Origin of the sequence: Rhodanobacter panaciterrae, from assembly GCF_014651895.1 — a bacterium.
Classification (GTDB): domain Bacteria; phylum Pseudomonadota; class Gammaproteobacteria; order Xanthomonadales; family Rhodanobacteraceae; genus Rhodanobacter; species Rhodanobacter panaciterrae.
Genome location: NZ_BMXT01000001.1, coordinates 575,756 through 601,074, shown reverse-complemented (window position 1 = coordinate 601,074; position 25,319 = coordinate 575,756). Strand labels below are relative to the sequence as shown.

30 protein-coding genes are annotated in these 25,319 nt (G+C 64.8%); 19 read left to right on the top strand and 11 right to left on the bottom strand.

Going from position 1 to position 25,319, the window contains the following annotated elements; translation table 11 throughout:
- Positions 1 to 35: 35 nt before the first annotated feature.
- The 5 genes from msrB to IE071_RS15915 all read left to right on the top strand — a co-directional run bounded on the left by msrB (position 36) and on the right by IE071_RS15915 (position 5,125).
- Positions 36 to 638: a peptide-methionine (R)-S-oxide reductase MsrB gene (gene msrB / locus IE071_RS02665; protein ID WP_189439624.1), complete on the top strand. Its 603-nt coding sequence runs from the start codon at positions 36 to 38 to the stop codon at positions 636 to 638.
- Between the two features lie 121 nt (positions 639 to 759).
- Complete coding sequence (locus IE071_RS02660; protein WP_189439623.1) at positions 760 to 1,662, top strand: SH3 domain-containing protein; 903 nt, start codon at positions 760 to 762, stop codon at positions 1,660 to 1,662.
- 202 nt (positions 1,663 to 1,864) lie between these two features.
- Positions 1,865 to 2,944 carry an aromatic ring-hydroxylating oxygenase subunit alpha gene (locus tag IE071_RS02655; RefSeq protein WP_189439622.1) on the top strand — a complete coding sequence of 360 codons (1,080 nt, stop codon included), beginning with the start codon at positions 1,865 to 1,867 and terminating at the stop codon, positions 2,942 to 2,944.
- Positions 2,941 to 4,245 carry an amino acid permease gene (locus IE071_RS02650; protein WP_189439621.1) on the top strand — a complete coding sequence of 435 codons (1,305 nt, stop codon included), beginning with the start codon at positions 2,941 to 2,943 and terminating at the stop codon, positions 4,243 to 4,245. The genes IE071_RS02655 and IE071_RS02650 overlap by 4 nt, the downstream gene beginning before the upstream one ends.
- A 106-nt stretch (positions 4,246 to 4,351) precedes the next feature.
- Positions 4,352 to 5,125 (top strand): SH3 domain-containing protein, encoded by a 774-nt coding sequence (locus IE071_RS15915; RefSeq protein WP_189439620.1) that lies wholly within the window; start codon positions 4,352 to 4,354, stop codon positions 5,123 to 5,125.
- Between the two features lie 89 nt (positions 5,126 to 5,214).
- On the opposite strand, the gene IE071_RS02640 is transcribed toward IE071_RS15915, so the two are convergent.
- Positions 5,215 to 5,670: a hypothetical protein gene (locus IE071_RS02640; RefSeq protein WP_189440860.1), complete on the bottom strand. Its 456-nt coding sequence runs from the start codon at positions 5,668 to 5,670 to the stop codon at positions 5,215 to 5,217.
- A gap of 133 nt (positions 5,671 to 5,803) precedes the next feature.
- Here IE071_RS02640 and trxC point away from each other — a divergent pair, with 133 nt between their 5' ends.
- Entirely contained in the window at positions 5,804 to 6,247 is a 444-nt protein-coding gene (gene trxC, locus IE071_RS02635; RefSeq protein WP_189439619.1) for a thioredoxin TrxC, read from the top strand.
- 103 nt (positions 6,248 to 6,350) lie between these two features.
- Entirely contained in the window at positions 6,351 to 7,859 is a 1,509-nt protein-coding gene (locus IE071_RS02630) for a S10 family peptidase (protein WP_189439618.1), read from the top strand.
- Between the two features lie 65 nt (positions 7,860 to 7,924).
- Here IE071_RS02630 and egtD read toward each other — a convergent pair whose 3' ends face one another.
- On the bottom strand, positions 7,925 to 8,914 hold the full coding sequence (gene egtD / locus IE071_RS02625) for an L-histidine N(alpha)-methyltransferase (protein WP_189439617.1): 990 nt from the start codon (positions 8,912 to 8,914) through the stop codon (positions 7,925 to 7,927).
- Positions 8,911 to 10,161 (bottom strand): ergothioneine biosynthesis protein EgtB, encoded by a 1,251-nt coding sequence (egtB, locus tag IE071_RS02620; protein WP_189439616.1) that lies wholly within the window; start codon positions 10,159 to 10,161, stop codon positions 8,911 to 8,913. The genes egtD and egtB overlap by 4 nt, the downstream gene beginning before the upstream one ends.
- A gap of 236 nt (positions 10,162 to 10,397) precedes the next feature.
- Between egtB and IE071_RS02615 the strand changes: the two genes are divergently transcribed.
- Complete coding sequence (locus IE071_RS02615; RefSeq protein ID WP_189439615.1) at positions 10,398 to 10,838, top strand: DUF6491 family protein; 441 nt, start codon at positions 10,398 to 10,400, stop codon at positions 10,836 to 10,838.
- A gap of 89 nt (positions 10,839 to 10,927) precedes the next feature.
- Here IE071_RS02615 and IE071_RS02610 read toward each other — a convergent pair whose 3' ends face one another.
- From IE071_RS02610 to IE071_RS02600, 3 genes are all read right to left on the bottom strand, one after another.
- Complete coding sequence (locus tag IE071_RS02610; protein WP_189439614.1) at positions 10,928 to 11,341, bottom strand: hypothetical protein; 414 nt, start codon at positions 11,339 to 11,341, stop codon at positions 10,928 to 10,930.
- 64 nt (positions 11,342 to 11,405) lie between these two features.
- Positions 11,406 to 13,592: a bifunctional 23S rRNA (guanine(2069)-N(7))-methyltransferase RlmK/23S rRNA (guanine(2445)-N(2))-methyltransferase RlmL gene (gene rlmKL, locus IE071_RS02605; protein ID WP_189439613.1), complete on the bottom strand. Its 2,187-nt coding sequence runs from the start codon at positions 13,590 to 13,592 to the stop codon at positions 11,406 to 11,408.
- Complete coding sequence (locus tag IE071_RS02600; protein WP_189439612.1) at positions 13,589 to 14,116, bottom strand: alpha/beta family hydrolase; 528 nt, start codon at positions 14,114 to 14,116, stop codon at positions 13,589 to 13,591. The genes rlmKL and IE071_RS02600 overlap by 4 nt, the downstream gene beginning before the upstream one ends.
- Before the next feature lie 89 nt (positions 14,117 to 14,205).
- Between IE071_RS02600 and IE071_RS02595 the strand changes: the two genes are divergently transcribed.
- Genes IE071_RS02595 through IE071_RS02580 form a run of 4 tightly spaced genes read left to right on the top strand, consistent with a single transcriptional unit; the run spans position 14,206 to position 16,861 of the window.
- Positions 14,206 to 14,766 carry an N-acetylmuramoyl-L-alanine amidase gene (locus IE071_RS02595; RefSeq protein WP_189439611.1) on the top strand — a complete coding sequence of 187 codons (561 nt, stop codon included), beginning with the start codon at positions 14,206 to 14,208 and terminating at the stop codon, positions 14,764 to 14,766.
- Positions 14,767 to 14,821: 55 nt separating this feature from the next.
- Positions 14,822 to 15,688 carry an acyl-CoA thioesterase gene (locus IE071_RS02590; RefSeq protein ID WP_189439610.1) on the top strand — a complete coding sequence of 289 codons (867 nt, stop codon included), beginning with the start codon at positions 14,822 to 14,824 and terminating at the stop codon, positions 15,686 to 15,688.
- 22 nt (positions 15,689 to 15,710) lie between these two features.
- On the top strand, positions 15,711 to 16,103 hold the full coding sequence (locus IE071_RS02585) for a hypothetical protein (protein ID WP_189439609.1): 393 nt from the start codon (positions 15,711 to 15,713) through the stop codon (positions 16,101 to 16,103).
- A 44-nt stretch (positions 16,104 to 16,147) separates the two neighbouring features.
- Complete coding sequence (locus tag IE071_RS02580) at positions 16,148 to 16,861, top strand: arginyltransferase (protein ID WP_189439608.1); 714 nt, start codon at positions 16,148 to 16,150, stop codon at positions 16,859 to 16,861.
- Positions 16,862 to 16,892: 31 nt separating this feature from the next.
- Here the strand turns inward: IE071_RS02580 and IE071_RS02575 are convergent, their stop codons facing one another.
- Positions 16,893 to 18,395: an FMN-binding glutamate synthase family protein gene (locus tag IE071_RS02575; protein ID WP_189439607.1), complete on the bottom strand. Its 1,503-nt coding sequence runs from the start codon at positions 18,393 to 18,395 to the stop codon at positions 16,893 to 16,895.
- A gap of 57 nt (positions 18,396 to 18,452) precedes the next feature.
- Positions 18,453 to 19,634, bottom strand: a complete 1,182-nt coding sequence (purT, locus tag IE071_RS02570; protein ID WP_189439606.1) for a formate-dependent phosphoribosylglycinamide formyltransferase — start codon at positions 19,632 to 19,634, stop codon at positions 18,453 to 18,455.
- 159 nt (positions 19,635 to 19,793) lie between these two features.
- Between purT and IE071_RS02565 the strand changes: the two genes are divergently transcribed.
- The 5 genes from IE071_RS02565 to IE071_RS02545 all read left to right on the top strand — a co-directional run bounded on the left by IE071_RS02565 (position 19,794) and on the right by IE071_RS02545 (position 22,348).
- Positions 19,794 to 20,663: an SPFH domain-containing protein gene (locus IE071_RS02565; protein WP_189439605.1), complete on the top strand. Its 870-nt coding sequence runs from the start codon at positions 19,794 to 19,796 to the stop codon at positions 20,661 to 20,663.
- A gap of 88 nt (positions 20,664 to 20,751) precedes the next feature.
- Positions 20,752 to 20,943 carry a type II toxin-antitoxin system antitoxin gene (locus IE071_RS02560; RefSeq protein ID WP_189439604.1) on the top strand — a complete coding sequence of 64 codons (192 nt, stop codon included), beginning with the start codon at positions 20,752 to 20,754 and terminating at the stop codon, positions 20,941 to 20,943.
- 20 nt (positions 20,944 to 20,963) lie between these two features.
- Positions 20,964 to 21,158, top strand: a complete 195-nt coding sequence (locus tag IE071_RS02555) for a DUF4177 domain-containing protein (protein WP_189439603.1) — start codon at positions 20,964 to 20,966, stop codon at positions 21,156 to 21,158.
- A 26-nt stretch (positions 21,159 to 21,184) separates the two neighbouring features.
- Positions 21,185 to 21,559, top strand: coding sequence for a hypothetical protein (locus IE071_RS02550; protein WP_189439602.1), 375 nt, complete (start codon positions 21,185 to 21,187; stop codon positions 21,557 to 21,559).
- Between the two features lie 9 nt (positions 21,560 to 21,568).
- The gene (locus IE071_RS02545; RefSeq protein ID WP_189439601.1) at positions 21,569 to 22,348 is read left to right on the top strand and encodes a CPBP family glutamic-type intramembrane protease; all 780 of its coding nucleotides are present in this window, start codon (positions 21,569 to 21,571) and stop codon (positions 22,346 to 22,348) included.
- A gap of 10 nt (positions 22,349 to 22,358) precedes the next feature.
- Here the strand turns inward: IE071_RS02545 and IE071_RS02540 are convergent, their stop codons facing one another.
- Together IE071_RS02540 and IE071_RS02535 are read right to left on the bottom strand one after the other, a co-directional pair.
- Positions 22,359 to 22,721: a PQQ-binding-like beta-propeller repeat protein gene (locus IE071_RS02540; protein WP_189439600.1), complete on the bottom strand. Its 363-nt coding sequence runs from the start codon at positions 22,719 to 22,721 to the stop codon at positions 22,359 to 22,361.
- Between the two features lie 49 nt (positions 22,722 to 22,770).
- Positions 22,771 to 23,148: a DUF423 domain-containing protein gene (locus tag IE071_RS02535; RefSeq protein WP_189440859.1), complete on the bottom strand. Its 378-nt coding sequence runs from the start codon at positions 23,146 to 23,148 to the stop codon at positions 22,771 to 22,773.
- Positions 23,149 to 23,229: 81 nt separating this feature from the next.
- Between IE071_RS02535 and IE071_RS02530 the strand changes: the two genes are divergently transcribed.
- Positions 23,230 to 23,838, top strand: a complete 609-nt coding sequence (locus tag IE071_RS02530; RefSeq protein WP_189439599.1) for an SCO family protein — start codon at positions 23,230 to 23,232, stop codon at positions 23,836 to 23,838.
- A complete protein-coding gene (locus tag IE071_RS02525; protein ID WP_189439598.1) occupies positions 23,835 to 24,302 on the top strand; it encodes a copper chaperone PCu(A)C in 468 nt (155 codons plus the stop codon). The genes IE071_RS02530 and IE071_RS02525 overlap by 4 nt, the downstream gene beginning before the upstream one ends.
- A 92-nt stretch (positions 24,303 to 24,394) precedes the next feature.
- Here the strand turns inward: IE071_RS02525 and IE071_RS02520 are convergent, their stop codons facing one another.
- On the bottom strand, positions 24,395 to 25,276 hold the full coding sequence (locus IE071_RS02520; protein ID WP_189440858.1) for a cytochrome c oxidase assembly protein: 882 nt from the start codon (positions 25,274 to 25,276) through the stop codon (positions 24,395 to 24,397).
- Positions 25,277 to 25,319: the final 43 nt, after the last annotated feature.

The following is a 25,319-nucleotide window of genomic DNA, read 5'->3' as shown; positions in this document are numbered from 1 at the left end:
TCCTTTTCACCACTGGAATCCCCACGGAGGTTGCCATGTCACGCATCGATGAAACCCTCGCGATGGATCGCCGCCGCTTCCTGCGCGCGGCGCTCGCCGGCGGCACACTGCTGGTCGCCGGCGGTGGTCTGGTCATCCCGCGCTTGTTCGCTGCCGACAACACCCCGGTCGGCAAGCCCGGCAATGTCTTGCTGGAAATCTTCGGCGACGATGGTCGCGACCTCGGCCCCCGCCAGGTACCCAAACTGGTGCTGACCGATGCGCAATGGCGGCAGCGATTGTCGTCGACGTCGTACGAAATCATGCGCAACGACGGTACCGAGCGGGCGTTCAGCGGCGACCACGAGAAACCTGCCGTCGCCGGCCTGTTCCGTTGCGTCGCCTGTGCCACCGCACTGTACGACGCGGCGACCGAATTCGATTCCGGCACCGGCTGGCCCAGCTTCTGGCAGCCGATCGCCAAGCGCAACGTGATCGAACACCGGGATCACATGTTCGGCATGGAACGCATCGCGATCAGCTGCGCCGGCTGCGACAGCCATCTCGGTCACGTCTTCGACGACGGACCGCAGCCGACCGGTTTGCGCTACTGCATGAACTCGGTGGCGTTGCGCTTCGTCGCACGGACGGCAGGCTGAGCTGTACCGACGCTATACCGGCCATGTACCGCAGATGACCCGACGGCACGGGACTCCCAATATCGTCACGCCGGCACACGCATATACTGTCGACGACATCCACCCGCTGGAGATCGTTCGCATGAAAGGCCTGACCCGTTTTGCCCTTGCATCACTGTCCCTGGCGTCACTGTCATTGGCCCTCCCCGCACTCGCGTACGCGCAGGATGGCTTCGTCACCGGCAACGTCAACCTGCGCGCAGGTCCCGACCCGAGCTACCCGCTGGTTGACCAGCTTCCCGCTGGCACCGGCGTGAGCGTGCAGGGTTGTACCGATGGCTGGGAATGGTGCGACGTGATCAACGACAACGACGGCAATCGCGGCTGGATCGCCGGCAACTTCATTCAATACGACTATCAGGACCAGCCGGTGCTGTTGTCCGACTATGGCGCGCAGATCGGCATCCCGATTGTTGCCTTCACGATCGGCACGTACTGGGATCACTACTATCGCAGCCGCCCGTTCTATCGCGAACGCGAAACCTGGTACCACCGCGACATTCCGCGCCGGCCACCACCGCGGCACATGGACCGCCCGTACGCGGGACGACCGATGTCGAATGACGATCGTCAGCGGCATGGTTCCGACGAAAATCGTCGGGAGCCGCAATATCAACGCCCCGCGCAGACTGGCACACAGCAGCAGCGTGAGAACAACGCACAGCGATACGGCGCCAACGAGAATCGCCCAGCTCCGCAATACCAACGCCCTGCGCAGGCTGGCGCACAGCCGCAACGTGAGAACAACGCGCAGCCGCAGTATGAAAACAACGCACAGCGACACGGCGCCAACGAGAATCGCCCAGCTCCGCAATACCAGCGAGCGGAACAGGCCAGTGTGCCGCAGCAGCGTGGCCCGAACCCCGGCGCCCGCCCGCAGCAGCAAGCTGCCCCGGCACGGGGTGAAGCACAGGCACACGGTGGCCGTGAGGGCAAACCTGCCGAGCACAAGAAGGATGATCACGCCGACAACGGTGGTCATTGATCGCTGATCACGCGATGACAGCCGGGCGATTTGATGGAAGATCACTTCCGCCCGGCTGTCTTGCTGACTGGCGACTCGCATGAGTCAGGCATCTTCCAATGCGTCGTGCTCTGCCCGGGATAAAGGCCTGCCCGTGGCGCCCTTCCCATAGCGCACTCAGCGATCAATACTCCGGCATCACCACTGACCGGCGTATTGCCTGATGGCCGACCTGTTCACTCCCGACGTGCTTGCCGCACAACCGCTCGATCATGCGCTGGCACTTTCCGCGCGTTACTACACCGACCCGCGCATGCCGCAACTCGACGCTACGGCCGTGTTCGCGCAGAGCTGGCAACTGGTCTGCCATCAATCGCAGCTGAGCGGCGTGGGCGATCATGTCGTGACTCAGATCGCGGGTTTGCCGTTGCTGATCGTACGCAGCGACGAATCCACGATTCGCGCATTCCACAACGTCTGCCGGCATCGCGCCGGACCGATCGCCAATTGCGACGGCCGCGGCGCCACCGCGCTGCGTTGCCGCTATCACGGCTGGACTTACGGCCTGGATGGCGTACTCCGCGGCGCGCCGGAAATGGGTCGCACGCCGGATTTCGATCCAGCCACGATCCGTCTGCCGGAAGTACGCGTACAGGTGTGGCAGGGGTTGGTATTCGTCGCCACCGGTGAGGCTCCGCCATTTGACGAATTCGTCGCCGGCATCGATGCGCGGCTGGGCCCGGATCGCTCGCTGGCCGGCTTTGAATTCCATCACCGCGCCAGCTGGGAAGTAGCCTGCAACTGGAAGGTGTACGTGGACAACTACCTGGAGGGCTACCACGTACCGCACATCCATCCGGGCCTCAACAGCGTGCTCGACTACCGCAGCTACATCACCGAGACGGCCGAGTGGTATTCCTTCCAGTTCAGCCCGCTGGAAAGCGGCGACGATCTCTACGGCAGCGGCGAGGCGCTGTACTACTTCCTGTATCCGAACGCGATGCTCAACATCCTGCCCGGCCGCCTGCAGACCAACCGTGTGCTGCCGCTGGGCGTCGATCGTTGCCTGGTCGAATTTGATTTCTATTACGCGCCCGCCACCACGCCCGAGGCGCTGGCGCGGCGCGCCAGAGACATTGCATTCAGCGATGAGGTGCAGGACGAAGACGTGACGATCTGCCAGGACGTGCAACGTGGACTCGCGTCCGGTTCGTACGAGGCCGGCCGCTTGAATCCGCTGCGTGAAAACGCGGTGCACCACTTCCACGAACTGCTGCGTCGCGCCTATCGCGAACACGCATGAGCGCCGCCGCGCGACCGCTAGGGCTGTGGATGCTGATTGCGCTGGTGGTCGGCAACATGATCGGCTCCGGCGTCTTCCTGCTGCCGGCGGCACTGGCGCCGTACGGCGCGGCAAGCGTGCTCGGCTGGGCATTCACCCTCGGTGGAGCCTTGCTGCTGGCGCTGGTCTACGCATGGCTGGCGCAGGCGATGCGCAACCATGGCGGCGGCTACGGCTATGCGCGCAAGGCGTTCGGCGACGGCATCGGCTTCGTGGCGGCATGGAGCTACTGGGTCAGCATATGGACGGCCAACGCGGCGATCGCGGTGGCGTTTGCCGGTAGCCTCGGCGCGGTATGGCCGGAGGCCACCGCGACACCGTTGCGTGGCGCCGCCTGCGCGCTTGGGGCGCTGTGGTTCTGCACCATGGTGAACCTGGCCGGCATACGCGAGGCCGCACGCATGCAGTTCGTCGCCACCGTGCTCAAGCTGGTGCCGCTGCTGCTGTTCGGGGTGATCGGACTGGGCTGGGTCCATCTCGACGCCTATCGACCGTTCAATCCCAGCGGCCAGCCGCTGCTCCAGGTCACCACCGCGGTAGCCGCCTTGACGCTGTGGGCACTGCTCGGGCTGGAATCGGCGACGGTGCCGACTGGCGTGGTGAGCGATCCCGAACGCACGGTACCGCGCGCCACCGTGATCGGCATGCTGATCGCCGGCATCACCACCATGCTCGCCTGCACCGTGGTGATCGGACTGCTGCCGATCGACGTGCTGCGCAATTCAGCGGCACCGATGGCCGAGGCGGCAAGCCGGTTGTGGGGACCGCTGGCTGGCGTCGGCGTCGGCGTGGTCGCCACGGTCTCCTGCTTCGGCGCACTCAACGGCTGGGTGTTGCTGCAAGCGCAGACACCGCTGGCAGCGGCGCAGGATCGGGTGTTTCCTGCGGCGTTCGCGCGCATGGATCGTCACGGTACGCCGCGCTTCGGCCTGCTGCTCAGCAGCGTGCTGGCCAGCGCACTGATCGCAGCCAACTACAGCCGCAGCCTGGTCGCGCTGTTCACCTTCTCGATCCTGTTGTCCACCGCCACCTGCCTGCTGCCGTATGTGATCAGCGTGCTGGCATGGTGGCGCATCGATGTCGCCGCATTTTGGTGGCGCAAGCTGATTGCCGCGGGCGCCCTGCTGTACAGCCTGTGGGCGCTGATCGGCACCGGCATGGAATCGCTGCTGTGGGGCGGCGTGCTGTTGCTGGCCGGGCTACCGATCCATCTCTGGCAGCGCATCAACGCCCGGCCACGCAAGATAAACCAACCGGGCTGATCTCCTTGCACGGCAACGGCAACAAGCCCAGAGTGGGCAGGCCCATATCGCGACTCTTGTACTTGAGGAAGATCTTCAGCGGACAGCAACTCAGGAGATGCCATCGATGAAACGTCTTGCATGGTTGGTTCTTTCTACACTTGCCCTGGCTGTTCCGGCCCTGGCCCAGGCCGCCGACGGCTTTGTCACCGGCAACGTCAATCTGCGCGCCGGACCCGACTCGCAATATCCACTCATCCTCACGGTTCCTGTCGGCACTCCAGTCAACATCCAAGGCTGCACCGCCGGCTGGGAATGGTGCGATGTGATCACCATGGGCACCCGCGGATGGGTCGCCGGCACCTTCATCCAGTACCAGTATCAAAACCAGCCCGTCGTGGTGCAGGAGTACGGCGCCAACATCGGCATTCCGATCATCAGCTTCGTGATCGGCACCTACTGGAGCAACTACTACAGCAACCGTCCGTTCTATCGCCAGCGCAATGTCTGGTATAGCCGGCCGATCGTCAGCCGCCCACCGCCGCGCCCCATCCATCGCCCGCCGCCGCGCCCGCAGCCGGGCCATGGAAACAGGCCGCCCCCGCGCCCCGGCATCGGCAATCCCGGCCAGGGACACAAGCCATCACCAGGACAGGGAAATCGCCCACAACCGGGACAGGGCAACCGCCCACAACCGGGGCAAGGGAATCGCCCACCACCGGCACAAGGCAATCGTCCGCAACCTGGGCAAGGAAATCGCCCACCGCCGACGCAAGGTAGCCAGCCCGGCCAGGGTAGCCGCCCGCCGGGCCAAGGCAACCGTCCTGCACAGGGCCAAGGCAATCGTCCCAAGCCGCAAGCTCGACCGGCACCTGCCGACAAGAGCAACAACGGCAACTGACGAGGCGGCCTCTGCAAAAACGCCGCGGTTCGTCCGCGGCGTTTTTGCGAAAGCCCCTCCAGGCCCGGAACAAGATCCACTTCATCGGATCAAACATCGCCCGTCCATGGCCACCAGCCCTGCCCGCTTTGCGCATAGCGATCCGCCGCGCGCTCGAACGGATTGCGCACGCTGACTCCGCCGCACAGCAGATACAGCGGCAGGAAGAACGGACCGAGCAGCATGTATTGATACACATGCGCACGCTCATGATCGGCCAGCGACACCGGCGGCTCGATGCCACGCCCGGCACGATGGGCGTAGGTAAGGCAAGGTGTATCCAGCCGCTCGCCGGCATGCACGATCACGTTGCCCAGGGTCAGTGCGCCACCCCGACTCCACGGCCAGCGGCGCACCACCAGCGCCAGCTCGCGTGGCTGCCAGCGCATGCGCGCGCCGAACGCGAGGCCGATCAGGCCCAGCAGCAGGCCGAGCAGGCTGTTCGGCAACGTCCACAGCATGCCGAACACACGCAGACCGAGCATAAGCACGCCGCGCGACGACATGCGTGGACGAAAACCGGCTGGACGATGCGGCATGCTCATGAGTTGCGTCACCTGCAGTCGACTTGGGTTTACGGGCAGCCGTCGCCATCTTGTCGGCCATGGCGCTTGCGCCCATCCCTTGCCGGAGTCTGCCATGAGTACACCGCTGAACATCCCCTGCCCGCATTGCGGCGCGCTCAACCGCGTGCCGGCCGAACGCGTCGGCGAGCAACCGAGTTGCGGTCGTTGCAAGCAGGTGCTGTTCGACGGCCATCCGGTGGAACTGACTGCGGCGAATTTCGAGACGATCGCCGGCCGTGGCGACCTGCCGGTGCTGGTGGATTTCTGGGCGCCATGGTGCGGGCCGTGCGTCGGCTTCGCGCCCGTGTTCGTGCAGGCCGCCAGCAAGCTCGAGCCACGCCTGCGGCTAGCCAAGCTCGACACCGAGGCGCAGCCGCAACTGGCCCAGCGCTTCAACATCCGCAGCATCCCCACCCTGATCATGTTCCGCCATGGACGCGAGATCGCACGGCAGTCCGGCGCGCTGAACGCGGCACAGTTGCAGCAGTTCGTCGATGGTGCGCTGGCGCAGGGGTAAGCCGCCCCGGCCGGATGACCCGCCGTCACCCATGCCTTTACGCACACTCCCGCCACCGCGCCGCCGGTTAGGCTTGGCGCTTTCGTCCGCGAGGAAGTGATCCGTGCGCAAATCCCTGCAAACAGCCCTGCTGGCAGCGTTCGTGCTGGCCGGATTCAACACGACATCAACGCTGGCAGCCGACACTCACAAGCCAGCGGCAGCAGAGGACAAGACCAACAGCAACGGCTTCCACCTGCCGCCGCTCCCGGCCGATGCGCGGGTGACGCAAACCACCACGGTGGATGGCAAGACGCTGAAGTACACCGCCACCGTGGGTTCCCTACCGGTGCGCGACGAGAAGGGCGAGATCACCGGCGAAGTGGTGTTCACCGCCTATACCATGCCCGGCAAGGATCGGCCGGTGACGTTCGCGCTCAACGGCGGTCCGGGTGCGTCGTCGGTGTATCTGAACTTCGGTGCGATCGGACCGAAGAAGGTGAACTTCGGCGTCGAGGGCGACATGCCGTCGGCACCGGCGACGCTGCACGACAATCCCGGCACCTGGCTGGGCTTTACCGACCTGGTATTCATCGATCCGGTCGGCACCGGCTATAGCCGCGCGCTGGTCGACGACAAGGAAGCGACCAAGCAGTTCTACAGCACCGATATCGACATCAAATATCTCTCGCGCATCGTCTACGACTGGTTGGTCAAGAACGGCCGAATGACCTCGAAAAAATATCTGGTCGGCGAAAGCTACGGCGGCTTCCGCGGCCCGCGCATCACGGATTACCTGCAGACCCAGCTCGGCGTGGCGATGAACGGCGTAGTGCTGCTGTCGCCGTACCTTGACCCAGCAGCGTCGGATGACGAGAACGTGTCGCCACTGCCGTGGATGCTCACCCTGCCCTCGATCGCCGCCGCGCACTTGGAGCGCGAGCACAAGTTGACGCCCGAGGCGATGACCGGCGTCATCGAGTACACCCGTGGTGAATACGCCAGCGACCTGATGCGTGGCCGCTCCGATCCGCAGGCGACCGATCGCGTGGTGAAGAAGGTCACCGAACTGACAGGGCTCGACCCGCTGTTCGTGAAGCGCTCCGGCGGCCGACTGGAAACCCAGGCTTATCTGCGCGAGGTGTATCGCGCCGAAGGCCGGCTCGGCAGCCGCTACGACTCCAATGTCACCGCGTGGGACCCGTTCCCGTATGCGCCGCGTCAGCAGACCGGCGATCCTATCCTCAACGGCATCATCGCGCCGACCACCAGCGCGATGGTCAACTTCGTCACCCAGACCGTAGGCTGGAAATTCGAGGGCCGCTACAACGCGCTGAGCTACGAGGTGAACAAGCTGTGGCATGAAGACGACGACGCGAACAAGGGCTCGGTATCGCAGCTGCGTGAAGCAGTCGCCAACGATCCCGGCCTGCGCGTGCTGATCGCGCACGGCTGGGACGACCTGTCCTGTCCGTTCATGGCCTCGGTGTTGATCGTCGACCAGATGCCGGCGATGGGTGACCCGACCCGCGTGCAGGTGAAGAGCTATCCGGGCGGTCACATGTTCTACGCGCGGGCAGACAGCCAATCCGCGTTGACCAGCGACGTGAAGGCCTTGTACGGCGCGAAGTAATCGATGTCAGCCGGGGCGCATGGCATGCGCCCCCAGCTGACAATCCGACCTGACGCAGGAACGACTCAGCGCGTCACCGTGCTGGCGCGCACCAGATACTGCACGCTGAACATCTGCTCCGGATCGGTCCATACACGCAGTACCGCCAGGCCGGCCCTGGCGGCCAGTGCAGCGAAATCCTCCAGCGAATATTTGCAGCTGTATTCGACCTGGATCACCTCGTCCGCGCGGAACGCCACGTTCACCCGACCGACTTTGACCTGTTGCTCGCGGCGGCTGACGATATGCGTCTCGATGCGCCCGGCCATCGGGTTGTAATGCGCGCGATGCGCGAACGCCGACAGTTCGAAGTTGCTGCCGATCTCGCGATTCAACCGGGCCAGCATGTTCAGGGTGAACTCGGCGGTGACACCGGCGCGATCGTTGTAGGCCGCCTCGATCACCGCCGGATCCTTCTTCAGGTCCACGCCGATCAGGATGCCGCCGGCGTCGCCCATCTCGTTGCGCATCTTGCGCAGCAGCGCGGCCGCTCCACGGTTCTCGAAATTGCCGATGGTGGAGCCGGGGAAATACACCACCGTGCGGCGCGGCGCACGCGGCGGAATCGGCAGCCGCAGCGGCTTGCTGAAGTCCGCGCACAGCGGCTGCAACGGCAGCTGCGGAAACGCTTCCGCCAGCCGTTCGACACTCTGCCGCAACGGCTCGGGCGAAATCTCCACCGGCACGTACGCAACCGGCGCATGCAGATGCTCCAGCAACATGTGGGTCTTGCGCGCATTGCCGCTGCCGTATTCGACCAGCCGCACGTCGCTGCCGAGGGTGTCGGCAATGCTTGCCGCATGCACGTCCATCAACGCGATTTCGCAACGGGTGAGGTAGTACTCCGGCTGCTCGCAGATCGCGTCGAACAAGGCGGAACCGCGCTCGTCGTAGAACAGCCACGACGGCAGCCGCTTCGGCTTGAGCGCGAGTCCGCGCTGGGCGATTTCCAGCAAATCGTTTATCGGCGGACGACGATCGTCGTCGCTGACGCCACAGGGTTGCACGCTGCTCATCGGTCCTGTCCCAATCGCAGCCCGGCAAATTGCCAGCGGGCATGGGGTGGAAAGAAATTGCGGTAACTGGCGCGAATGTGATCGCGCGGGGTGACGCAGGAACCGCCGCGCAACACCCACTGACCGCACATGAATTTGCCGTTGTATTCGCCCAGCGAGCCGGGCAGCGGGCGGAAGCCCGGATAATTGACGTAGGGCGAGGCTGTCCATTCCCACACGTCGCCGTACAGCTGCAGCAGCGCCGTATCGCCGCTCGCCGCACGCGGCTGGAAACGCTGGGCATCCTGCAGGTTGCCGTCGATCGCGGCGCCCTGCGCCGCCGACTCCCATTCGGCCTCGGTCGGTAACCGCGCGCCAGCCCAGCGGGCAAACGCCTCGGCTTCGTAATAGCTCAGGTGACACACCGGCTCGTGCGGATCGAGTTCACGCACACCAGCCAGGGTGAACTCGCTGGCCAGGTCGTCCTGCCAGTAAATCGGATGCTGCCAGCCTTCGCGCTGCACCGTGACCCAGCCATCGGACAGCCACAGGCCTGGTTCGCGATAACCGCCCTCGCGCACGAACGCCAGATACTCGGCATTGGTCACCAGCCGGTTGGCCAGTGCATGCGGCTGCAGCAGGCTGCGGTGACGCGGGGTTTCGTTGTCGAACGCAAACCCTTCGCCGCGATGGCCGATCTCGACGATGCCTTCGCGGCCGTCGACGAAGCGCAGCGGCACCGTTTTCGACTTGGTCGGATTCGCCAATGCAGCGCGATACGCCGGCTGCAAAGGGTTGCACCAGAACGCATGCTTGATGTCGGTCAGCAGCAGTTCCTGATGCTGTTGTTCGTGCTGCAGACCCAACTCGACCAGCGCGGCCAACTCCGGGTCGTCATCACGGCTCAGCAGTTCGCTCACGGCGGCGTCGATGTACTGCCGATAGCCATGCACTTCGTCCAGCGAGGGACGTGACAACAGACCACGCTGCGGCCGCGCATGCATCGGACCGACCGACTGATAGTAGGAGTTGAACAGGTAATGCCACGCCGGATCGTGCGGCCGATACGCCGGGTCACGGCCCAGCACGAACTGTTCGAAGAACCAGCTGGTATGCGCCAAATGCCATTTGCCGGGGCTGGCGTCGGGCATCGACTGCAGCAGCAGATCCTCGGCGCTCAGGCCGTGGCATAGCGCCAGCGTCTGCTGCCGCACCTGCTGGAAACGCGCCATCATGCTGGCCGGCGCAGACGACTGCCAGGTCGTCATCGGCGGCTCTCCGGCACTGCCGGTAAAGGCGCTGCAGAGCGGAGGGTCTCGTGGCATGGATCGTTCAAAAACATGTCCGCCAGCATGCCGTGCCAACCGTTCACTTCTTGTGATATGTAGATGGCAGATACTTTGCAGCGACGTCTCACCCATGCCGGTGACAGATGCCGGTCGACACGCAACTCCCGTGACTGCATCACGGTACGCGTATTACCCGAACAGACGAGGTAACGCCCATGAAAACGCTCATCCCCATCCTGTTGCTTGCTCTCACCGTCGGTGCCGTGCAAGCCGCCGGGACCCCGCCGACACGCATACCGCTGCACACCTCCGACTGCATCGATACCAGCCAGATCAATGAATGGCATATCGTCGACGCGCGCACCGCCATCGTGCGTACCGGTCCCAAGCGTTATCTGGTGACCCTGCAGAGCGCGTGTCCGCGACTTGGCATGTCTCCACCCGGCTTGATGTTCCGACCTAACCGGTCCAACGTCGTCGCCAACCAGGGCCGCATCTGCGGCGAAGTAGGCGAGACCGTGCATTCACGCAACCAGCCACCCTGTGCGATCCAGTCGGTCAGCATGATCGACAAGGCGCGCTTTGATCAATTGAGTGCCCACGCCAAGCGCCATGGCAGTGGCGCGGATCAGCCGACGACCATGCCCGCCCATTGAATCTGTGCATGCTGGATAAAAGAAGAGCCCGGACATGCCGGGCTCTTCTTTTTCAACTCCAACCGTGATCGCGATTGACCGAGACGGGCTTAGTCGCTGTAGCCATCGTCACCGATGTAACGCGTCTGCTGCGGATCGTCATACACCGTGGTACGGGTTTCAACCACGCGACGCCGCACCACTACCGGCGGACCGTCCTCATAGACCACGCCCGGCTGGGCGTAGACCACCGGCGCGCCGTAATACACCGGCCGCGGGCTCAAGGCATCGGCTACCACACCCAGCACGGCACCGGTAACGATCGCGCCGGCAATCCAGCGGCCGCCGCTCCAGTGACCGCCACCATGACCGTAATAACCGCCATGGTAGCTACCACCATGACCCCAGCCACCACCATGACCGCCCCAGCCACGAGCCGACGCGCTGAGTGGCATCGCCACCGCTGCCGCGACTGCCAGACTGATGGCTGCCAGCTTGCTCGCACTACTGAAACGCTTGGTCATGACACCTCTCCGTTGATTACGGTGCCTATGCTCGGCTGATCGCGCTTAATGTGGACTGAAGGGTTCATTTTTTGATGCGGGCGCTGTCCCAGGGGTTAATCCCGGCGTCAGGTTTGCGCCGCCGCAGCAGCCAGCAGCCGTGGATGTCGGCGCGGCGGGCGAAGTCGAACGGGATGCTCGGTGCGGTCCAGTCCTCGATCTCGAAGCGCTGTTCCAGTTCCGCGCGGTCGAGCTTGAAGCGCCGGAAGTTGTTGGAGAACACGATCACGCCGTCGCGGGTCAGCCGCTCGTTGCAGGCATCGAGCAGTTTCACGTGATCGCGCTGCACGTCGAAATCCTCGGCGCGCTTGGAGTTGGAGAACGTCGGTGGATCGACAAAGATCAGCCCGTAATGGCCACGGTCACGCTGCAGAAATTCCAGCGCATCGAACTGCATCAACCGGTGACTCGAACCGCTGAAGCCGTTCAGCGCGAGATTGCGCGAGGCCCACTCCAGATACGTGGCCGACAGATCCACGCTGGTGGTTTCCAGCGCACCACCAGCGGCCGCGTGCACGCTGGCGGTGGCGGTATAGGCGAACAGATTGAGGAAGCACTTTCCATCCGCCAGCTCGCGTACCTTCGCGCGCACCAGCCGATGATCGAGGAACAGTCCGGTATCGAGATAGTCGGTGAGGTTGACCAGGAACTTCAGGCCACCCTCGTCCACTTCGATGAACTCGTTGCGCTGATCGAGCTGACCGTACTTGGAGCCGCCCTTGCCACGCTCGCGCGTCTTGATCGCGATGCGTTCGCGCGGCACGCCCAGCACTTCACCGGCGACGCGGGCGATCTCGCGCAAGCGCAGTCGCGCGATGTCCGCGGGCACATCGGCTGGCGCGCGGTATTCCTGGATGTGCAGGTGATCGTCGCCGTTGGTGTCGCCGTAGACGTCGATCGCCGCCGCGTACTCGGGCAGATCCTGATCGTAGGCGCGCCAGCAGTGGATACCTTCGCGGGTCAGCCGCTTGCGCAGGTGCTTGAGGTTTTTCTCCAGCCGGTTCTTCAGCATCTGCGCGCCAGCCGACAATGGCTTCAGTTCGCGCGGCGCTTCGTCGCGCTTGCTCAGGTCAAAGGTCAGCAGCACGGTTTCCAGCGCACCGTTGTACAGCGCGTAGCGCTTGTCCGCATGCAGTTGCATTGCCCGCCCAAGCTCCACATCGCCGGCCAGCACGGCGGCGCGCCAGCCGGTGAAACGCGTACGCAGCGTGTCGCCCAGCGCGCGATACAGCTTCGGCATCTCGGCGCGTTCGCCCAGTCGCTCGCCATACGGCGGGTTGGTAATGACCAGACCGTAGTCGACACCGGTTGGCGGCGCGGCATGCGTCATATCCTGCCGATCCAGCGTAAAGAAGCCGGCCACACCGGCCTCCTGCGCATTGCGGATGGCCGTCTGCACCATGCGCGGATCGGCATCGCTGCCGAAGAACACGCTGCGCAAACCACGCAGGCCGGTTTCAGCGCGCTGCTTCGCCTCGTCGAGCAGGCCGCGCCACAGCGCGATGTCGTGCTGCTGCCAGCCGAGGAAACCGAAATATTCGCGGCGCAGGCCGGGCGCCACGTCGGCCGCCATCAAGGCGCCTTCGATCAGCAGCGTGCCGGAACCGCACATCGGATCGAGCAAGGCACCGCCGGCGGCATATACCTCCGGCCAACGCGCGCGCAGCAGCATCGCGGCGGCGAGGTTTTCCTTCAGCGGCGCTTCGCCCTGCACTTCGCGCCAGCCGCGGCGGTGCAGCGGCGAACCCGCGAGATCGAGCGACACCGTCGCGCGATCGCGACGCAGACGCAGGTTGATGCGGATGTCCGGCTCGTCAGTGTCGATGCCCGGCCGATTGCCATCGCGCTGGCGGAACTGATCGACCACCGCATCCTTGGTGCGCAGGCCGATGAACTGGCTGTGGGTGAGCTTGCTCAGCGCGGTGCCGGCGTCCACCGCGAAGGTGGCGTGCGCGGCCAGGTGCTGGCTCCAGTCGATATCCTGCACGCCGCGATACAGCGCATCGTCATCCGCCGCATCGAATTCGGCCAATGGCAACAGGATACGGCTGGCCAGTCGCGACCACAGGCAGGCGCGGTACGCGGTTTCCAGCGTGCCGGAGAAATGCGCGCCGGCCAGCGCCTCGCGCACGTCGCTGGCGCCGATCGCGATCAGTTCGTCGCGCAGCAGGTATTCCAGCCCCTTCGGGCAGGTCGCGAAGTAGTGACTCATGCGCTGGCCGCCAGTTGATCGAGCATGGTGCGGAACTGCGCAGTGATCGCGTCCATGCTGGCAGTCAGCCGATGGTCGTCGTCCAGCACCAGCAAGGGCAGACGGCGCTGGGCCGCGAACGCATGCACGCCGCTCAGCGGACACACGTCGTCGCGCCAGCCGTGAATCAACATCGTCGGCACCTCACGGCGCAGGTCGAACGCGCGCGCATAGCCGGGAATCCCGCTCGGCGTGGCCAGCAGCAACAAGCCGGCCACCGGCACATCCAGCGAGACCAGCCCGGACACGAACGCGCCCATGCTGGAACCGACCAGCAGCGGCGGCGCATCCAGCGCCTCGATGGTGGCGCGCAGGCGGGCGATCCGCGGCGCCACCGAGCCAGCATGGCCGCGCGCATCGTCGGTGCTGTAGTCCGGCCGCTGCGTGTGCCAGCCCAGCGACTCGGCCAGTGCGGCCAGCGCGCTGACCTTGGTGGCGTCCGGACTGGAGTCCGAACCGTGCGAAAGAATGATCTGGCCGCGCATGGCGGTCTCCATGAAACTGCTGAAAGCAAGACTCGCATGGTAACAGGCGGCGTTTCCGGGCGGCCTTGCCGCATGCGAAACTGCCGCGCATGAGCCTGACCATCCATGACCAGCCGTTGCCCTACGTCGAAGCGCTGCCCGAGCGCTCCGCCGAGGCGGTCGAGCTGGTGGTGATCCACTGCACCGAGCTGCCGGACCTGGCCACCGCCCGCGAATACGGCGAGAAAGTGCTGCACGCCAGCGGCGCCGGCAACAGCGGCCACTACTACATCGACCGTGATGGCGCGGTTTACCGCTATGTTCCCGGCACCCGTGTCGCCAATCATGTGCGCGGTCACAATCCGAACTCGATCGGCATCGAACTGGTCAACCTGGGCCGTTACCCGCACTGGTGGGACTCGCGACACCAGCAGATGACCGAGCCGTATACGGATACCCAGATCGGTGCGCTACGCGCCCTTTTGCTCCAGTTGCGCCAAGAATTCCCGAACCTGCGGCAGATCGCCGGGCATGAAGAGCTGGACACCGCGCTGATGCCGGCCAGCGACGATCCCGCACTGGAAATCCATCGCAAGCTCGATCCCGGCCCGCTGTTTCCGTGGGCCGCGGTACTGGAAGGCAGCGGACTGACGCAAATCGGTACGCGCTAGACCCCAATCGACGGCCGCTATAATCGCGCCTTCGCCAACGCCACGAGCTTCCCCGATGTCGCCAAACCACGTCACCGAACTGGTCGATCTGCTGCAGCTTGAGCGGCTGGAAGACAATCTGTACCGCGGCCAGAGTCGCGACATCGGCACGCGCTACGTATTCGGCGGCCAGGTGCTGGGACAAGCCTTGGCGGCGGCCCAGGAAACGGTGGACCCACTGCGCGAGGCGCATTCGCTGCATGCCTACTTCCTGCGCGCCGGCGATATCGATGCGCCGATCGTCTACAGCGTGGAGCGCGCCCGCGATGGCGGCACGTTCTCGTCGCGGCGGGTGCTGGCGATCCAGCACGGCCAGCCGATCCTGAATGGCTCGATCTCGTTCCAAGTACCCGAGCACGGCGTCGAACACCAGACCTCGATGCCCGAAGTGCCAGCGCCGGAAGACATCGAGCCGCTGCACCCGCTGCCGCCGGACGAGCTGGCGCGACTGCCGGTCAAGTTGCAGCGCTGGCTTGGCATCGACGGCCCGTTCGAGTTCCGCCAGGTGTGGCCGCGCGACGAACGTCATCCGGCCAAGCGGCCGCCGATCCAGCACATCTGGTTCAAGCTGACCTCGCCGATCAGCGATTCGGCGATCCTGCATCGCGCGCTGCTGGCGTATGCGTCGGACTTTCACCTGATCGGCACGGCCATGCTGCCGCACGGCATTTCCTACCTCACCCACAACGTGCAGGTGGCCAGCCTCGATCATGCGTTGTGGTTCCATCGCCCGTTCCGTGTCGACGAATGGCTGTTGTATTCGTTCGATAGCCCGACCGCGCAGGGCGGTCGTGGTCTGGCACGCGGGCAGATCTTCAGCCGCGATGGCCAACTGGTCGCTTCCACCGCGCAGGAAGGGTTGATCCGCGTCCGCGGTGATTGAGCCGATCGCGTAAACTGCGCGCATGCGCCAGATCTTTACCTCACCCCGTAACGAAAGCATCGATCGCGTGGTCGCCCTGATGGCCGAACACGGCATCGAGGCCACCGTGGTCAATCGTTCCAACTACAACCGCCCGACCTGGCAGCGTTTCAGCTACTCGCAGCGACAGGACGACCGCAGCAGTTGGGCGCAGGTGTGGATCACCAGCGCCGACGACTACACCAAGGCCCGCGCGCTGCTGCGCGACATCGGCATCGAGCCGGTGATCCGCCACGGCGAGGAGCTCGCGGCCGCGCGCAATCCCACGCCGGAGACGCGCCGTGAAAACACCGTGGCTCGGGTGCGGCGCATCGTGCTGCTGCTGGTGGTGGCGGCCTTCGCGATGGTGGCGCTGCGCTATCTGCACGTGGTCTGACGCCCGGATGGTGTGATGCCGCCGCGCAGGCATAGAATCGGGCCATGCGCCGCTCCGACCAAGTCCGCCTGTTCCAGACGCTGCCCCATGCGTGCGGCTACTACGCCGATCGCACGGCGCAGAACCTGGTGCTGGATCCGGCGGCACCGAACCTTGACCAGTTATATGGCCCGGCACTGGAACGCGGCTTTCGCCGCGCCGGTGGTCACCTGTATTTCCCGCATTGCCCGCAATGCCATGCCTGTACGCCATGCCGCATCGACGTAGCGAACTTCCAGCCGGACCGCGCCCAGCGCCGCTGTCTGAAGCGCAACGCCGACCTTGTCGTCAGCGAATCGATCCCCGGCTACAACCGCGAACGCCACGCGCTGTACGAGCGCTACCTGCAGAGCCGGCATGCTGGCGGCGGCATGGATGATGCGGAGGCCAGCGACTTCCGCCGCTTCCTCACCGCACCGTGGAGCCCGACCCTGTTCATGGAACTCCACCAGGGTGAACGCCTGCTCGCGGTGGCCGTCACCGACGTCTGCCTCAACGGCATTTCGGCCGTCTATACGTTCTTCGATCCCAACGAAAGCGCGCGTGGTCTTGGCACCTACGCGATCCTGCAACAGGTGGAACTCGCCCGCCGTCGCGGCATGCCGTGGCTGTATCTCGGCTTCTGGATCGACGGGCATCCGAAGATGGATTACAAGCGGCGCTTCAAGCCGCTGCAGATACGCACGGCGGACGGCTGGCAACCCATGCCACAGGCATGACGGTCGGCGACTGTCGTCGAGTTCAGATTGTCTACTTCGTCTGCGGATACGGAAACAACTTCTCCAGCGGAATCGACAAGCCATCATCGCCAACCACGCGGCAATGTCCACGATTGAGCTGACGCGGCTCGCTGACGCCGCAGCTGTGCGCGATGATGCCGACTTCCTTCATCACGTTCGTCGCGTAGTGGTAGACGCGCTCGCTCTTGTCCAGCACCACCAGGCCGCGCTGCAGTTTCGGGTTCTGCGTGGTGATGCCCGTGGGACAGGTGTTGCGGTTGCACTGCAGTGACTGGATGCAGCCCAGCGCCAGCATGAAGCCGCGCGCGGAATTGACGAAGTCCGCGCCGATCGACAGCGCCCACGCCACGTCGTAGGCGGTGATGCACTTGCCCGAGCAGACCACCTTGATGCGCTCGCGCAGGCCCTTGACGATCAGCATGTCGAGCAGGGCCGGCAATGCTTCGTGCAGTGGCAGGCCGACGCCTTCCATCAGCGTCTGCGGCGCCGCACCGGTGCCGCCTTCGGAGCCGTCGACGATGATGAAGTCCGGCGCGCTCTGGATGCCGCGCTTGTGCACTTCATCGCACAGCTCGCCGATCCACTCCACCCCGCCGAGCACCGCCTTGAAGCCGACCGGCTTGCCGGTAAGTTCGCGGATGTGCTGGATCGCATTCATCAGCTCGGGCACGTTGCCGATATCGAGATGACGGTTCGGGCTCTGCGAATCCTCGCCGACCGGGATGCCGCGGATCGCGGCGATCTCGGCAGTGACCTTGGCGCCCGGCAGCAAGCCGCCCATGCCCGGTTTGGCGCCCTGCCCCAGCTTGATGCTGACCATCTTCACCTGCTTGTGCGCGCAGATCGCCAGCAACTTGTCGTCGTCAAGCTTGCCATCGGGCGTGCGCACGCCGTACTTGGCGGTGCCGATCTCGAACACGATGTCGCAACCGCCTTCGAGGTGATACGGCGCCAGGCCGCCCTCGCCGGTGTCCATCCATATCCCGGCCTTGGCCGCGCCGCGCGACAGTGCGCGTACCGCCGGCGCCGACAGCGCGCCGAAGCTCATCGCCGAGATGTTGAAGAACGGCGCATGGCTGTACGGCTCGCGCGCGTACGGGCCAATCGTCACCGGCACCGGCTTGACGTGATCCACGCCGAGATCCGGGAACGGCGCGTTGACAAAGAACGGCACACCCTCGCCACGCAGGTCGCGGCTGGAACCGAACGCGTTAGTGTTGTCCACGTTCTTCGCGGCGCGATAAACCCAGGTGCGCTGCGCGCGATTGAACGGCATCTCCTCGCGATCGCTGGAATACAGGTACTGGCGAAAGAATTCGCCCAGATGCAGGAACCAGTAGCGGAAGTGGCCGATCACCGGGAAGTTGCGCAGCACGGCGTTGCCGGTCTGGTTGCGATCGACCACCCAGGTCACCAGCACCACAACCACCGCGAGTGCCAGCAACAGCAGCGCGAACGCCGTGCAGAGTTCCACTACGACGACCAGCCAGTGCGCAAATCCGGATGTTTCCATGCATGCTCTCCCTTCAGTCAGTCGCCATACCCTTCAAGCCTAGCGCATCGCCCGCGCTCACAACTCGATGCGCAGATGCCCCGCCGCCCGTACCGCTTTGCCTACCGCCGCCTCAAGTGACCCGGCGCGCGCCAGCGTCACCGCCATGCGTCGACGGCCCTTCACTTCAGGCTTGCCGAAGATGCGCAGTTGCGTATCCGGTTCGGCCAGTGCCGTGGCCACACCGTGATAGCGCGGCCCAGCGCCATCACCCTCGACCAGCACGGCACACGAGGCCGATGGCCCATACTGGTGGATCACCGGAATCGGCAGACCGAGGATCGCGCGCGCATGCAGCGCGAACTCGGACAGTTCCTGCGAGATCAGCGTGACCAGGCCGGTGTCGTGCGGACGCGGACTGACCTCGGAGAAGATCACCGCATCGCCCTTGATGAAGAACTCCACGCCGAACACGCCCCAGCCACCGAGCGCACCGGTCACCGCGGCGGCCTGTCGCTGCGCCTCGGCCAGCGCGACCTCGCTCATCGGCTGCGGCTGCCACGACTCACGATAATCGCCGTCTTCCTGACGATGGCCGATCGGCGCGCAGAAGCTGACACCATCGGTGTGCCGTACCGTCAGCATGGTGATTTCATAATCGAAATCCACGAAGCCTTCGACGATCACGCGCCCCCTGCCGGCGCGGCCACCGGACTGCGCGTAGTCCCATGCATGCTGCAATTCATCGGCGCTACGCACCACGCTCTGGCCCTTGCCGGATGAACTCATCACCGGCTTGATCACGAACGGGTAGCCGATCGTGGCGGCCGCATCGCGGTATTGCGCTTCGCTATCGCAGAAGCGATACGGCGAGGTCGGCAGTTTCAGTTCCTCGGCGGCCAGCTTGCGGATGCCTTCGCGGTCCATCGTCAACCACGCCGCGCGGGCGGTCGGGATCACCCGCTGCCCTTCCTTCTCCAGCTCGATCAAGGTTGGCGTGTGGATTGCCTCGATCTCCGGCACCACCAGGTCGGGCTTTTCCAGCTCGATCACCGCGCGCAACGCCTTGCCGTCGAGCATGTCGATCACATGGCTGCGATGGGCAATCTGCATCGCCGGCGCATTCGCGTAGCGATCCACCGCGATCACTTCCACCGCGTAACGCTGCAGCTCGATCGCGACTTCCTTGCCCAGCTCGCCCGCCCCGAGCAGCAGGACCCGCAAGGCATGATCGGAATGGGGCGTACCAAACGGCTTCATCGGGTTCTCCGGCGCAGGCAAAGCGCCATTGTATGCGGCCAGGAGGCTGCTCAGGGCGCCCCATCCGGGTTCTCGGCCGCCCTACCTGGCATTCCAGATCGGCTCTTGTATTTGATATCTATTTGATATCTAATTTGCCTATCTCAGGGAGACAACACCATGAACGAACGCAATGGTTTTTCCGTCGCCGGCATCCCTTTCATCGGGTTTTGCATCGTGCTGGCCGGCGTCGCCGCGACACTGATTTTTACAGCCGATCCGGCACAGCCGGCGCTGCATATCTTTGTCGGTGCCGCCTTGGGGGTGCTCGAAGTGCTCCTGCTGAAGGGCTTCTTCCAGGTCGCGCCGAACGAAGGCCAGGTGTTGCAACTGTTCGGCAAATACGCTGGCACCGTGCGCGATGCCGGCCTGCGCTGGACCAATCCGTTCTACAGCAGGCAGCGCCTGTCGCTGCGCGTGCGCAACTTCGAGAGCAGCAAACTGAAGGTCAACGACAGCGACGGCAACCCGATCGAGATCGCCGCCGTGGTGGTGTGGCAAGTGGTGGATACCGCCGAGGCGGTGTTTTGCGTGGACGACTACGAGAACTACGTGCACATCCAGAGCGAATCGGCGCTACGGCAGATGGCGCAGAGCTATCCGTACGACTCGCACGACGACAACGTGCCATCGCTGCGCAGCCATGGCGATGTGATCAACACGCATCTGCGCGACGAAATCCAGACCCGTCTCGGCAAGGCCGGCGTGCAGGTGGTCGAAGCGCGCATCAGCCATCTTGCCTATGCCCAGGAAATCGCCCAGGCGATGCTGCAGCGGCAGCAGGCCGGCGCGATCATCGCGGCGCGTACCCGGATCGTCGAAGGCGCCGTCAGCATGGTCGAGATGGCGCTGGACCAACTCAGCAAACGTGGCGTGGTACAGCTCGACGAAGAGCGCAAGGCGGCCATGGTCAGCAACCTGCTGGTGGTGCTGTGCGGCGAGCGCGGCACCCAGCCGGTGGTGAACACCGGCACCTTGTACAACGGCTGAGGAGCACAGCATGACCGCCGTTCTCATCATCATCGTCATTGCAGCCTTCGCCAGCGCCGCCCGGCACCGCCGGCAGCACTGAGCACGCATGGCCGCCGAGAAAAAAGCCTATCCACTGCGCATCAGCGCTGCCGTACTCGATGCGATGCAGCGCTGGTCCGACGACGAGCTGCGCAGCGTCAATGCGCAGATCGAGTACGTGTTGCGCGAGGCGCTGCGCAAGAACGGCCGTTTGAAGAACGAAAAGGCCGCAACACCGGCCGATGACGACAGCTACTGAAGGTACCCAGAGAGCACACGATGACTGCCACATGGGAATACAAGGTCGTGACGCTGAAGCACTGCGGCGGTGGCCTCAAGTTCGTGCTGACCCCAACCGATGACGAGGCCATCGGTGAACTCAACCGCGAGGGCGCACTTGGCTGGGAGCTGGTCAGCGCCATCTGCGTCGGCCCCGGTCAACCGACCGTGCTGTACTTCAAGCGGCCGCGCTGAGCGGCCTCATCCGGAGAAATCATCTGATGAAACTTGCCTTTGCTGTCTGCATCACACTCGGTCTCGCGGTCGGCACAGCACATGCCGCCGACGCCGATTGCCAGGCCACCTCCAGCAGAATGCTCGACCATCTGGACAAGCGCGACTATCTCGGCGCCACCGCAGATTTCAACGAACGCATGAAGGCAAGTCTGAGTGTCGACAGGCTGGCCCGGCTTTGGCAGGCCAAGGTGCAACACCCTGACCTACCCGATGTGCGCGGCCCGGTGCAGCTCAGCAATGTACAAGGCTATGCCGTGGTGGTGACACCGCTGCACCACGGCCAGGACCAGCTCAATACGCGGGTGGTCTGCGACGCCGACGGCAAGATCGGCGGCTTCTTCGTCAAGTCGATGCCCTAGGACACGTCAATGCTGCCGACCGAACCATATGTCCGTGGACCGCATCTGAAGCTGGCGTTATGGCTGGGCGTGGCCGGGATATTGGCAACGCTGGCGCTGTGCCCCTATCTCATCGCGCTGATGCCGCTGAAGCTCGCTGCGTCACCACTTCCGCTGTGGGTGCTACTGCCGGCCCAGGCTCTGCAGGCGGGCGTGTTGTGCTGGCTGCTGGGCTGGCTGGGCCTGTTCCTTGGCGCGCGGCACGGACTCGATGCACCCTGGCTGCGCGCCTGGGTTTACCGCCAACCGCGCGATCCCGCCCGGCGCGCGCACTGGTGGCTGGCTGCCGTGCTCGGCGCGGTGGCCTCGATGCTGGTTGTCGGCTTCGATCTGGCGCGTTCACCATGGCATTCCATCGGCACAGCCGCCGCCATCGACTCGGCGTGGCGTGGCGCGCTGGCCTCGTTCTATGGCGGCATCGTCGAAGAGACTGAATGCCGCCTGCTGCTGGTCAGCCTGTTCGTATGGCTGCTGGCATGGCTCAACCGGCGACAGGCGCGAGCGTGGATGTTCGTCGTCGCGATCGTGCTGGCGGCGCTGCTGTTCGGCGCCGGTCACCTGCCGGCTGCGTTTGCCACCGGCATGGCGCACGCACCGTTCGCGATCGCCCGCATCGTGCTGCTCAATGCGCTGGTTGGGGTGGTGACCGGCACGCTGTTCTGGAAGTACGGGCTGGAGCACGCGATGCTGGCGCACTTCTGTGCCGATCTGGTGCTGCACGTGGCGCTGCCGCTGGCGGCCAGCCTCTGATTGCGATGCATCAAGGTGAGCTGGAGGCAACCGTCTTCAGCTGGGGCAGCTTGAGCTCATTGCGTGTGCCGTCATCGTCGACCACGAACAAGTGACCGTCGCGCTGGGCCAGTGTCGCGACATTGCCGACGGCGCCCGGGCCGAGCCGTCGCAGCGGCCGTCCATCGGCAGCGTCATACACGGTCAGCTGGTTGGCGTCGTCATCGGCGACCAGCAACCAGTCGCGCCCGGCATCGTGCCAGCGCATCAGCGTACCTGATCCCGGCAGCGGACGAACCAGGCCGAAACCGTTCAGCACGATGGCCAGCAGCGCCGCCAGCATGCCGACGACGGGCAACCATGGATGCGTGCGGAAAATCGTGGCCAGGTTCATGCCGGCATGCTGACTCAACGGCATGACAGGTGAATGACGGGCCTGCGGCTCAATCCACACGCGAGCGCAGCGACAAACCCAGCGCGATCCAGCCCGCGATGAAAGCGAGTCCGCCGATCGGCGTGATGATGCCGGTCCAGCGCGGCGCACCGAGCGCCAGCGCGTACAGACTTCCGCTGAACAGCACAATGCCGATGGCAAATGCAGCCATCGCGAAACGCCCGCTGCGACCACGTCCGAGTCCCGCCGCCAAGGCCAGCGCCAGCGCATGCCAGACGTGATAGTTCACCGCGGTCTGCCACAACTCCCTGCTGTGCATGTCGAGCACGCCGCGCAAGGCATGCGCGCCGAAGGCACCCAGCAGCACCGCACTGGCGCCGGCGAGGCCGACCAGCAGACCTGCTCGCGCATGGACAGGTTGTCGCATCATCACGGAATATCCTGTTTGCCGGACCGTGCATTGCGACCACTGTCGTATGCTTGACCGGTTGAAGCTCCGGATTCTCGCATGAAGCTCTGCCGCGCCTTTCTCCCTGCCCTGCTGCTGGTCGTCGGCCTGCTGCTGGCTGGCTGCCAACACGATGAACCGCTGCCGTTCCGGCTGACCAATATCAGCGGCCACATGCCCGACCTCGATTTCAAACTCACCGACGATCATGGCAAGGCAGTGACCGGCGCCGATTATCGCGGCAAGGTCGTGCTGCTGTATTTCGGCTACACCCACTGCCCCGATGTGTGCCCGTTGACCCTGGCCCAGCTGCATGTGGTGATGCAGCGGCTGGGGCCGCTGGCCGATGGCGCGCGGATCCTGTTCGTCAGCGTCGATCCGGCACGCGACACACCGGCCGTGATGCATGCCTACGTCAATGCGTTCGACTCGCGCGCGGTGGGTCTCACCGGCGACGCGCGGGCGACCGAGGCGTTGAGCAAGCGCTATCGCTCAGCGTTCACCCGCGAACCGGGTTCGGCCGACGGCAGCTATGAGGTCAGCCACAGTTCGGCGATCTACGTGTTCGACCGCGACGGCAAGGCGCGCCTGCTGTCCACGCCGTCCGCCTCGCGCGACGATCTCGTGCACGACCTGCATCTGCTGCTCGATACCGGAGCCACGCCATGAAGTCATCCACGTTGTCATTCCTGCTCGCTGGTTTGTTGCTGACTGGCGGCGTACACGCCAGCGCCGCCGACCACGTGCATGCCAGTCATGCCTGGATCCGTGTACTGCCCGGCGACCTGCCAGCCGGCGCCTATGTCACGTTGCAGAACGATGGCGACCAACCGGTCGCGCTGAGCGGCGCCAGTAGCACGGTGTATGCCGACGTGATGCTGCACCAGAGTTCGACCGCGGGCGACATGAGCCGCATGACGATGGTCGATGCGCTGCCCGTACCGGCGCATGGCAAGGCGGTGCTGGCACCGGCCGGCTACCACCTGATGCTGATGCAGGCGAACGCACCGGTGAAGCCCGGCGACACAGTCAGGCTGACGCTCAGCTTCACCGATGGCAGCACGCTCGCCACCGACTTCATCGCACGTCCAGCCAATGCCATGGATGCCGGCGACGATCACCGTGGACACTGAGGCCACACCGCACTTGCCCACCTCACTTGGCTATCGGTAGGAGGAGCCCACTCGCGGGCGATGCTTTCCTGCCCTTCGCCGCAAGCGGGCTCCTACGACGAGCGGCCCGCATTAACCCTGGCAGTTGCCGCCGCCGAACGTTGACGCAACGGCTTGCGCGGTAGCCGCCCGTTGCGCGACAGCCGCAGCCACTGGCGCAGCGCCATCAGGCCGCCAATCGATTCCAGCAACGCCGACGGCACCCAGATGATCACGCCGCCGATCAGCTGACCGGTCAGCACGTTGAAGGTGAACGCGCGCCCGCAGATCTCGAAGATCGGATACAGGTCGGTCTTGGAGAAGGTGACGATTGCGCCGGCCAGGATCTGCGGCGTCATCGTGAGCGCTGGCGACAGCACGCGCAGACCGGCGGTCATCCGCCCCGGCGGATGCGGTCGATGATCGAGCACCAGCGACCAGTAGGCGAAGCCACTGATCAACATGCTCCAGTTCATGAAACGGTAGATGCGCCAATCCAGCATCGCCAGCGTCTGCATCGACGGGATCAGCCAGATCACGATGAAGCCGATGAACAGCAGCGTCGCCACGGTCGGATTCAGCAGCACGCCGCTGACGATGCGCCACGGCCACGAGCGCCGCAGCGGTTGCAGCACATGCACCCGCCACGCCAGCGGCATGCCGGCGCGCAGCACCGTGCCCGGAAACGCGGTGACGATCAGTAGCGGCGCCAGATGATGCAGCAGGAGCTGCTGGATCCGGTGCATGAAGAACTCATGCTCGGCGTAATAATCCAGATAGGTGTGCAGCGACAGGTAGATGATCGCCATGCCGATCCAGAACGCCAGCCGGCGGCTGCGGCTCACCGATAGCCGACGGCTGCCGCGCAAATACAACACGCAGGTCAGCACGAAGCCCGCGAGGAATACCCACGAGAACTCCCACGGCACGATCCATTTCAGCAAGGTTGCGGTCACGGTCACGGCACCAGCGATTCAGTTCGCGCCAGCAAGCGCCGGC

Coding starts and splice junctions, on each gene's coding strand:
- IE071_RS02655 (WP_189439622.1), top strand. CDS start 1,865: ATGGCCGACCTGTTCACTCCCGACGTGCTTGCCGCACAACCGCTCGAT.
- msrB (WP_189439624.1), top strand. CDS start 36: ATGTCACGCATCGATGAAACCCTCGCGATGGATCGCCGCCGCTTCCTG.
- IE071_RS02580 (WP_189439608.1), top strand. CDS start 16,148: ATGCGCCGCTCCGACCAAGTCCGCCTGTTCCAGACGCTGCCCCATGCG.
- egtB (WP_189439616.1), bottom strand. CDS start 10,161: ATGACGACCTGGCAGTCGTCTGCGCCGGCCAGCATGATGGCGCGTTTC.
- IE071_RS02600 (WP_189439612.1), bottom strand. CDS start 14,116: ATGCGCGGCCAGATCATTCTTTCGCACGGTTCGGACTCCAGTCCGGAC.
- IE071_RS02555 (WP_189439603.1), top strand. CDS start 20,964: ATGACTGCCACATGGGAATACAAGGTCGTGACGCTGAAGCACTGCGGC.
- IE071_RS02540 (WP_189439600.1), bottom strand. CDS start 22,721: ATGAACCTGGCCACGATTTTCCGCACGCATCCATGGTTGCCCGTCGTC.
- IE071_RS02615 (WP_189439615.1), top strand. CDS start 10,398: ATGAAAACGCTCATCCCCATCCTGTTGCTTGCTCTCACCGTCGGTGCC.
- IE071_RS02550 (WP_189439602.1), top strand. CDS start 21,185: ATGAAACTTGCCTTTGCTGTCTGCATCACACTCGGTCTCGCGGTCGGC.
- IE071_RS02650 (WP_189439621.1), top strand. CDS start 2,941: ATGAGCGCCGCCGCGCGACCGCTAGGGCTGTGGATGCTGATTGCGCTG.
- IE071_RS02530 (WP_189439599.1), top strand. CDS start 23,230: ATGAAGCTCTGCCGCGCCTTTCTCCCTGCCCTGCTGCTGGTCGTCGGC.
- IE071_RS02560 (WP_189439604.1), top strand. CDS start 20,752: ATGGCCGCCGAGAAAAAAGCCTATCCACTGCGCATCAGCGCTGCCGTA.
- purT (WP_189439606.1), bottom strand. CDS start 19,634: ATGAAGCCGTTTGGTACGCCCCATTCCGATCATGCCTTGCGGGTCCTG.
- trxC (WP_189439619.1), top strand. CDS start 5,804: ATGAGTACACCGCTGAACATCCCCTGCCCGCATTGCGGCGCGCTCAAC.
- IE071_RS02575 (WP_189439607.1), bottom strand. CDS start 18,395: ATGGAAACATCCGGATTTGCGCACTGGCTGGTCGTCGTAGTGGAACTC.
- IE071_RS02590 (WP_189439610.1), top strand. CDS start 14,822: ATGTCGCCAAACCACGTCACCGAACTGGTCGATCTGCTGCAGCTTGAG.
- IE071_RS02640 (WP_189440860.1), bottom strand. CDS start 5,670: ATGTCGTCGCGCGGCGTGCTTATGCTCGGTCTGCGTGTGTTCGGCATG.
- IE071_RS02585 (WP_189439609.1), top strand. CDS start 15,711: ATGCGCCAGATCTTTACCTCACCCCGTAACGAAAGCATCGATCGCGTG.
- IE071_RS02660 (WP_189439623.1), top strand. CDS start 760: ATGAAAGGCCTGACCCGTTTTGCCCTTGCATCACTGTCCCTGGCGTCA.
- rlmKL (WP_189439613.1), bottom strand. CDS start 13,592: ATGAGTCACTACTTCGCGACCTGCCCGAAGGGGCTGGAATACCTGCTG.
- egtD (WP_189439617.1), bottom strand. CDS start 8,914: ATGAGCAGCGTGCAACCCTGTGGCGTCAGCGACGACGATCGTCGTCCG.
- IE071_RS02610 (WP_189439614.1), bottom strand. CDS start 11,341: ATGACCAAGCGTTTCAGTAGTGCGAGCAAGCTGGCAGCCATCAGTCTG.
- IE071_RS15915 (WP_189439620.1), top strand. CDS start 4,352: ATGAAACGTCTTGCATGGTTGGTTCTTTCTACACTTGCCCTGGCTGTT.
- IE071_RS02595 (WP_189439611.1), top strand. CDS start 14,206: ATGAGCCTGACCATCCATGACCAGCCGTTGCCCTACGTCGAAGCGCTG.
- IE071_RS02565 (WP_189439605.1), top strand. CDS start 19,794: ATGAACGAACGCAATGGTTTTTCCGTCGCCGGCATCCCTTTCATCGGG.
- IE071_RS02525 (WP_189439598.1), top strand. CDS start 23,835: ATGAAGTCATCCACGTTGTCATTCCTGCTCGCTGGTTTGTTGCTGACT.
- IE071_RS02535 (WP_189440859.1), bottom strand. CDS start 23,148: ATGCGACAACCTGTCCATGCGCGAGCAGGTCTGCTGGTCGGCCTCGCC.
- IE071_RS02545 (WP_189439601.1), top strand. CDS start 21,569: ATGCTGCCGACCGAACCATATGTCCGTGGACCGCATCTGAAGCTGGCG.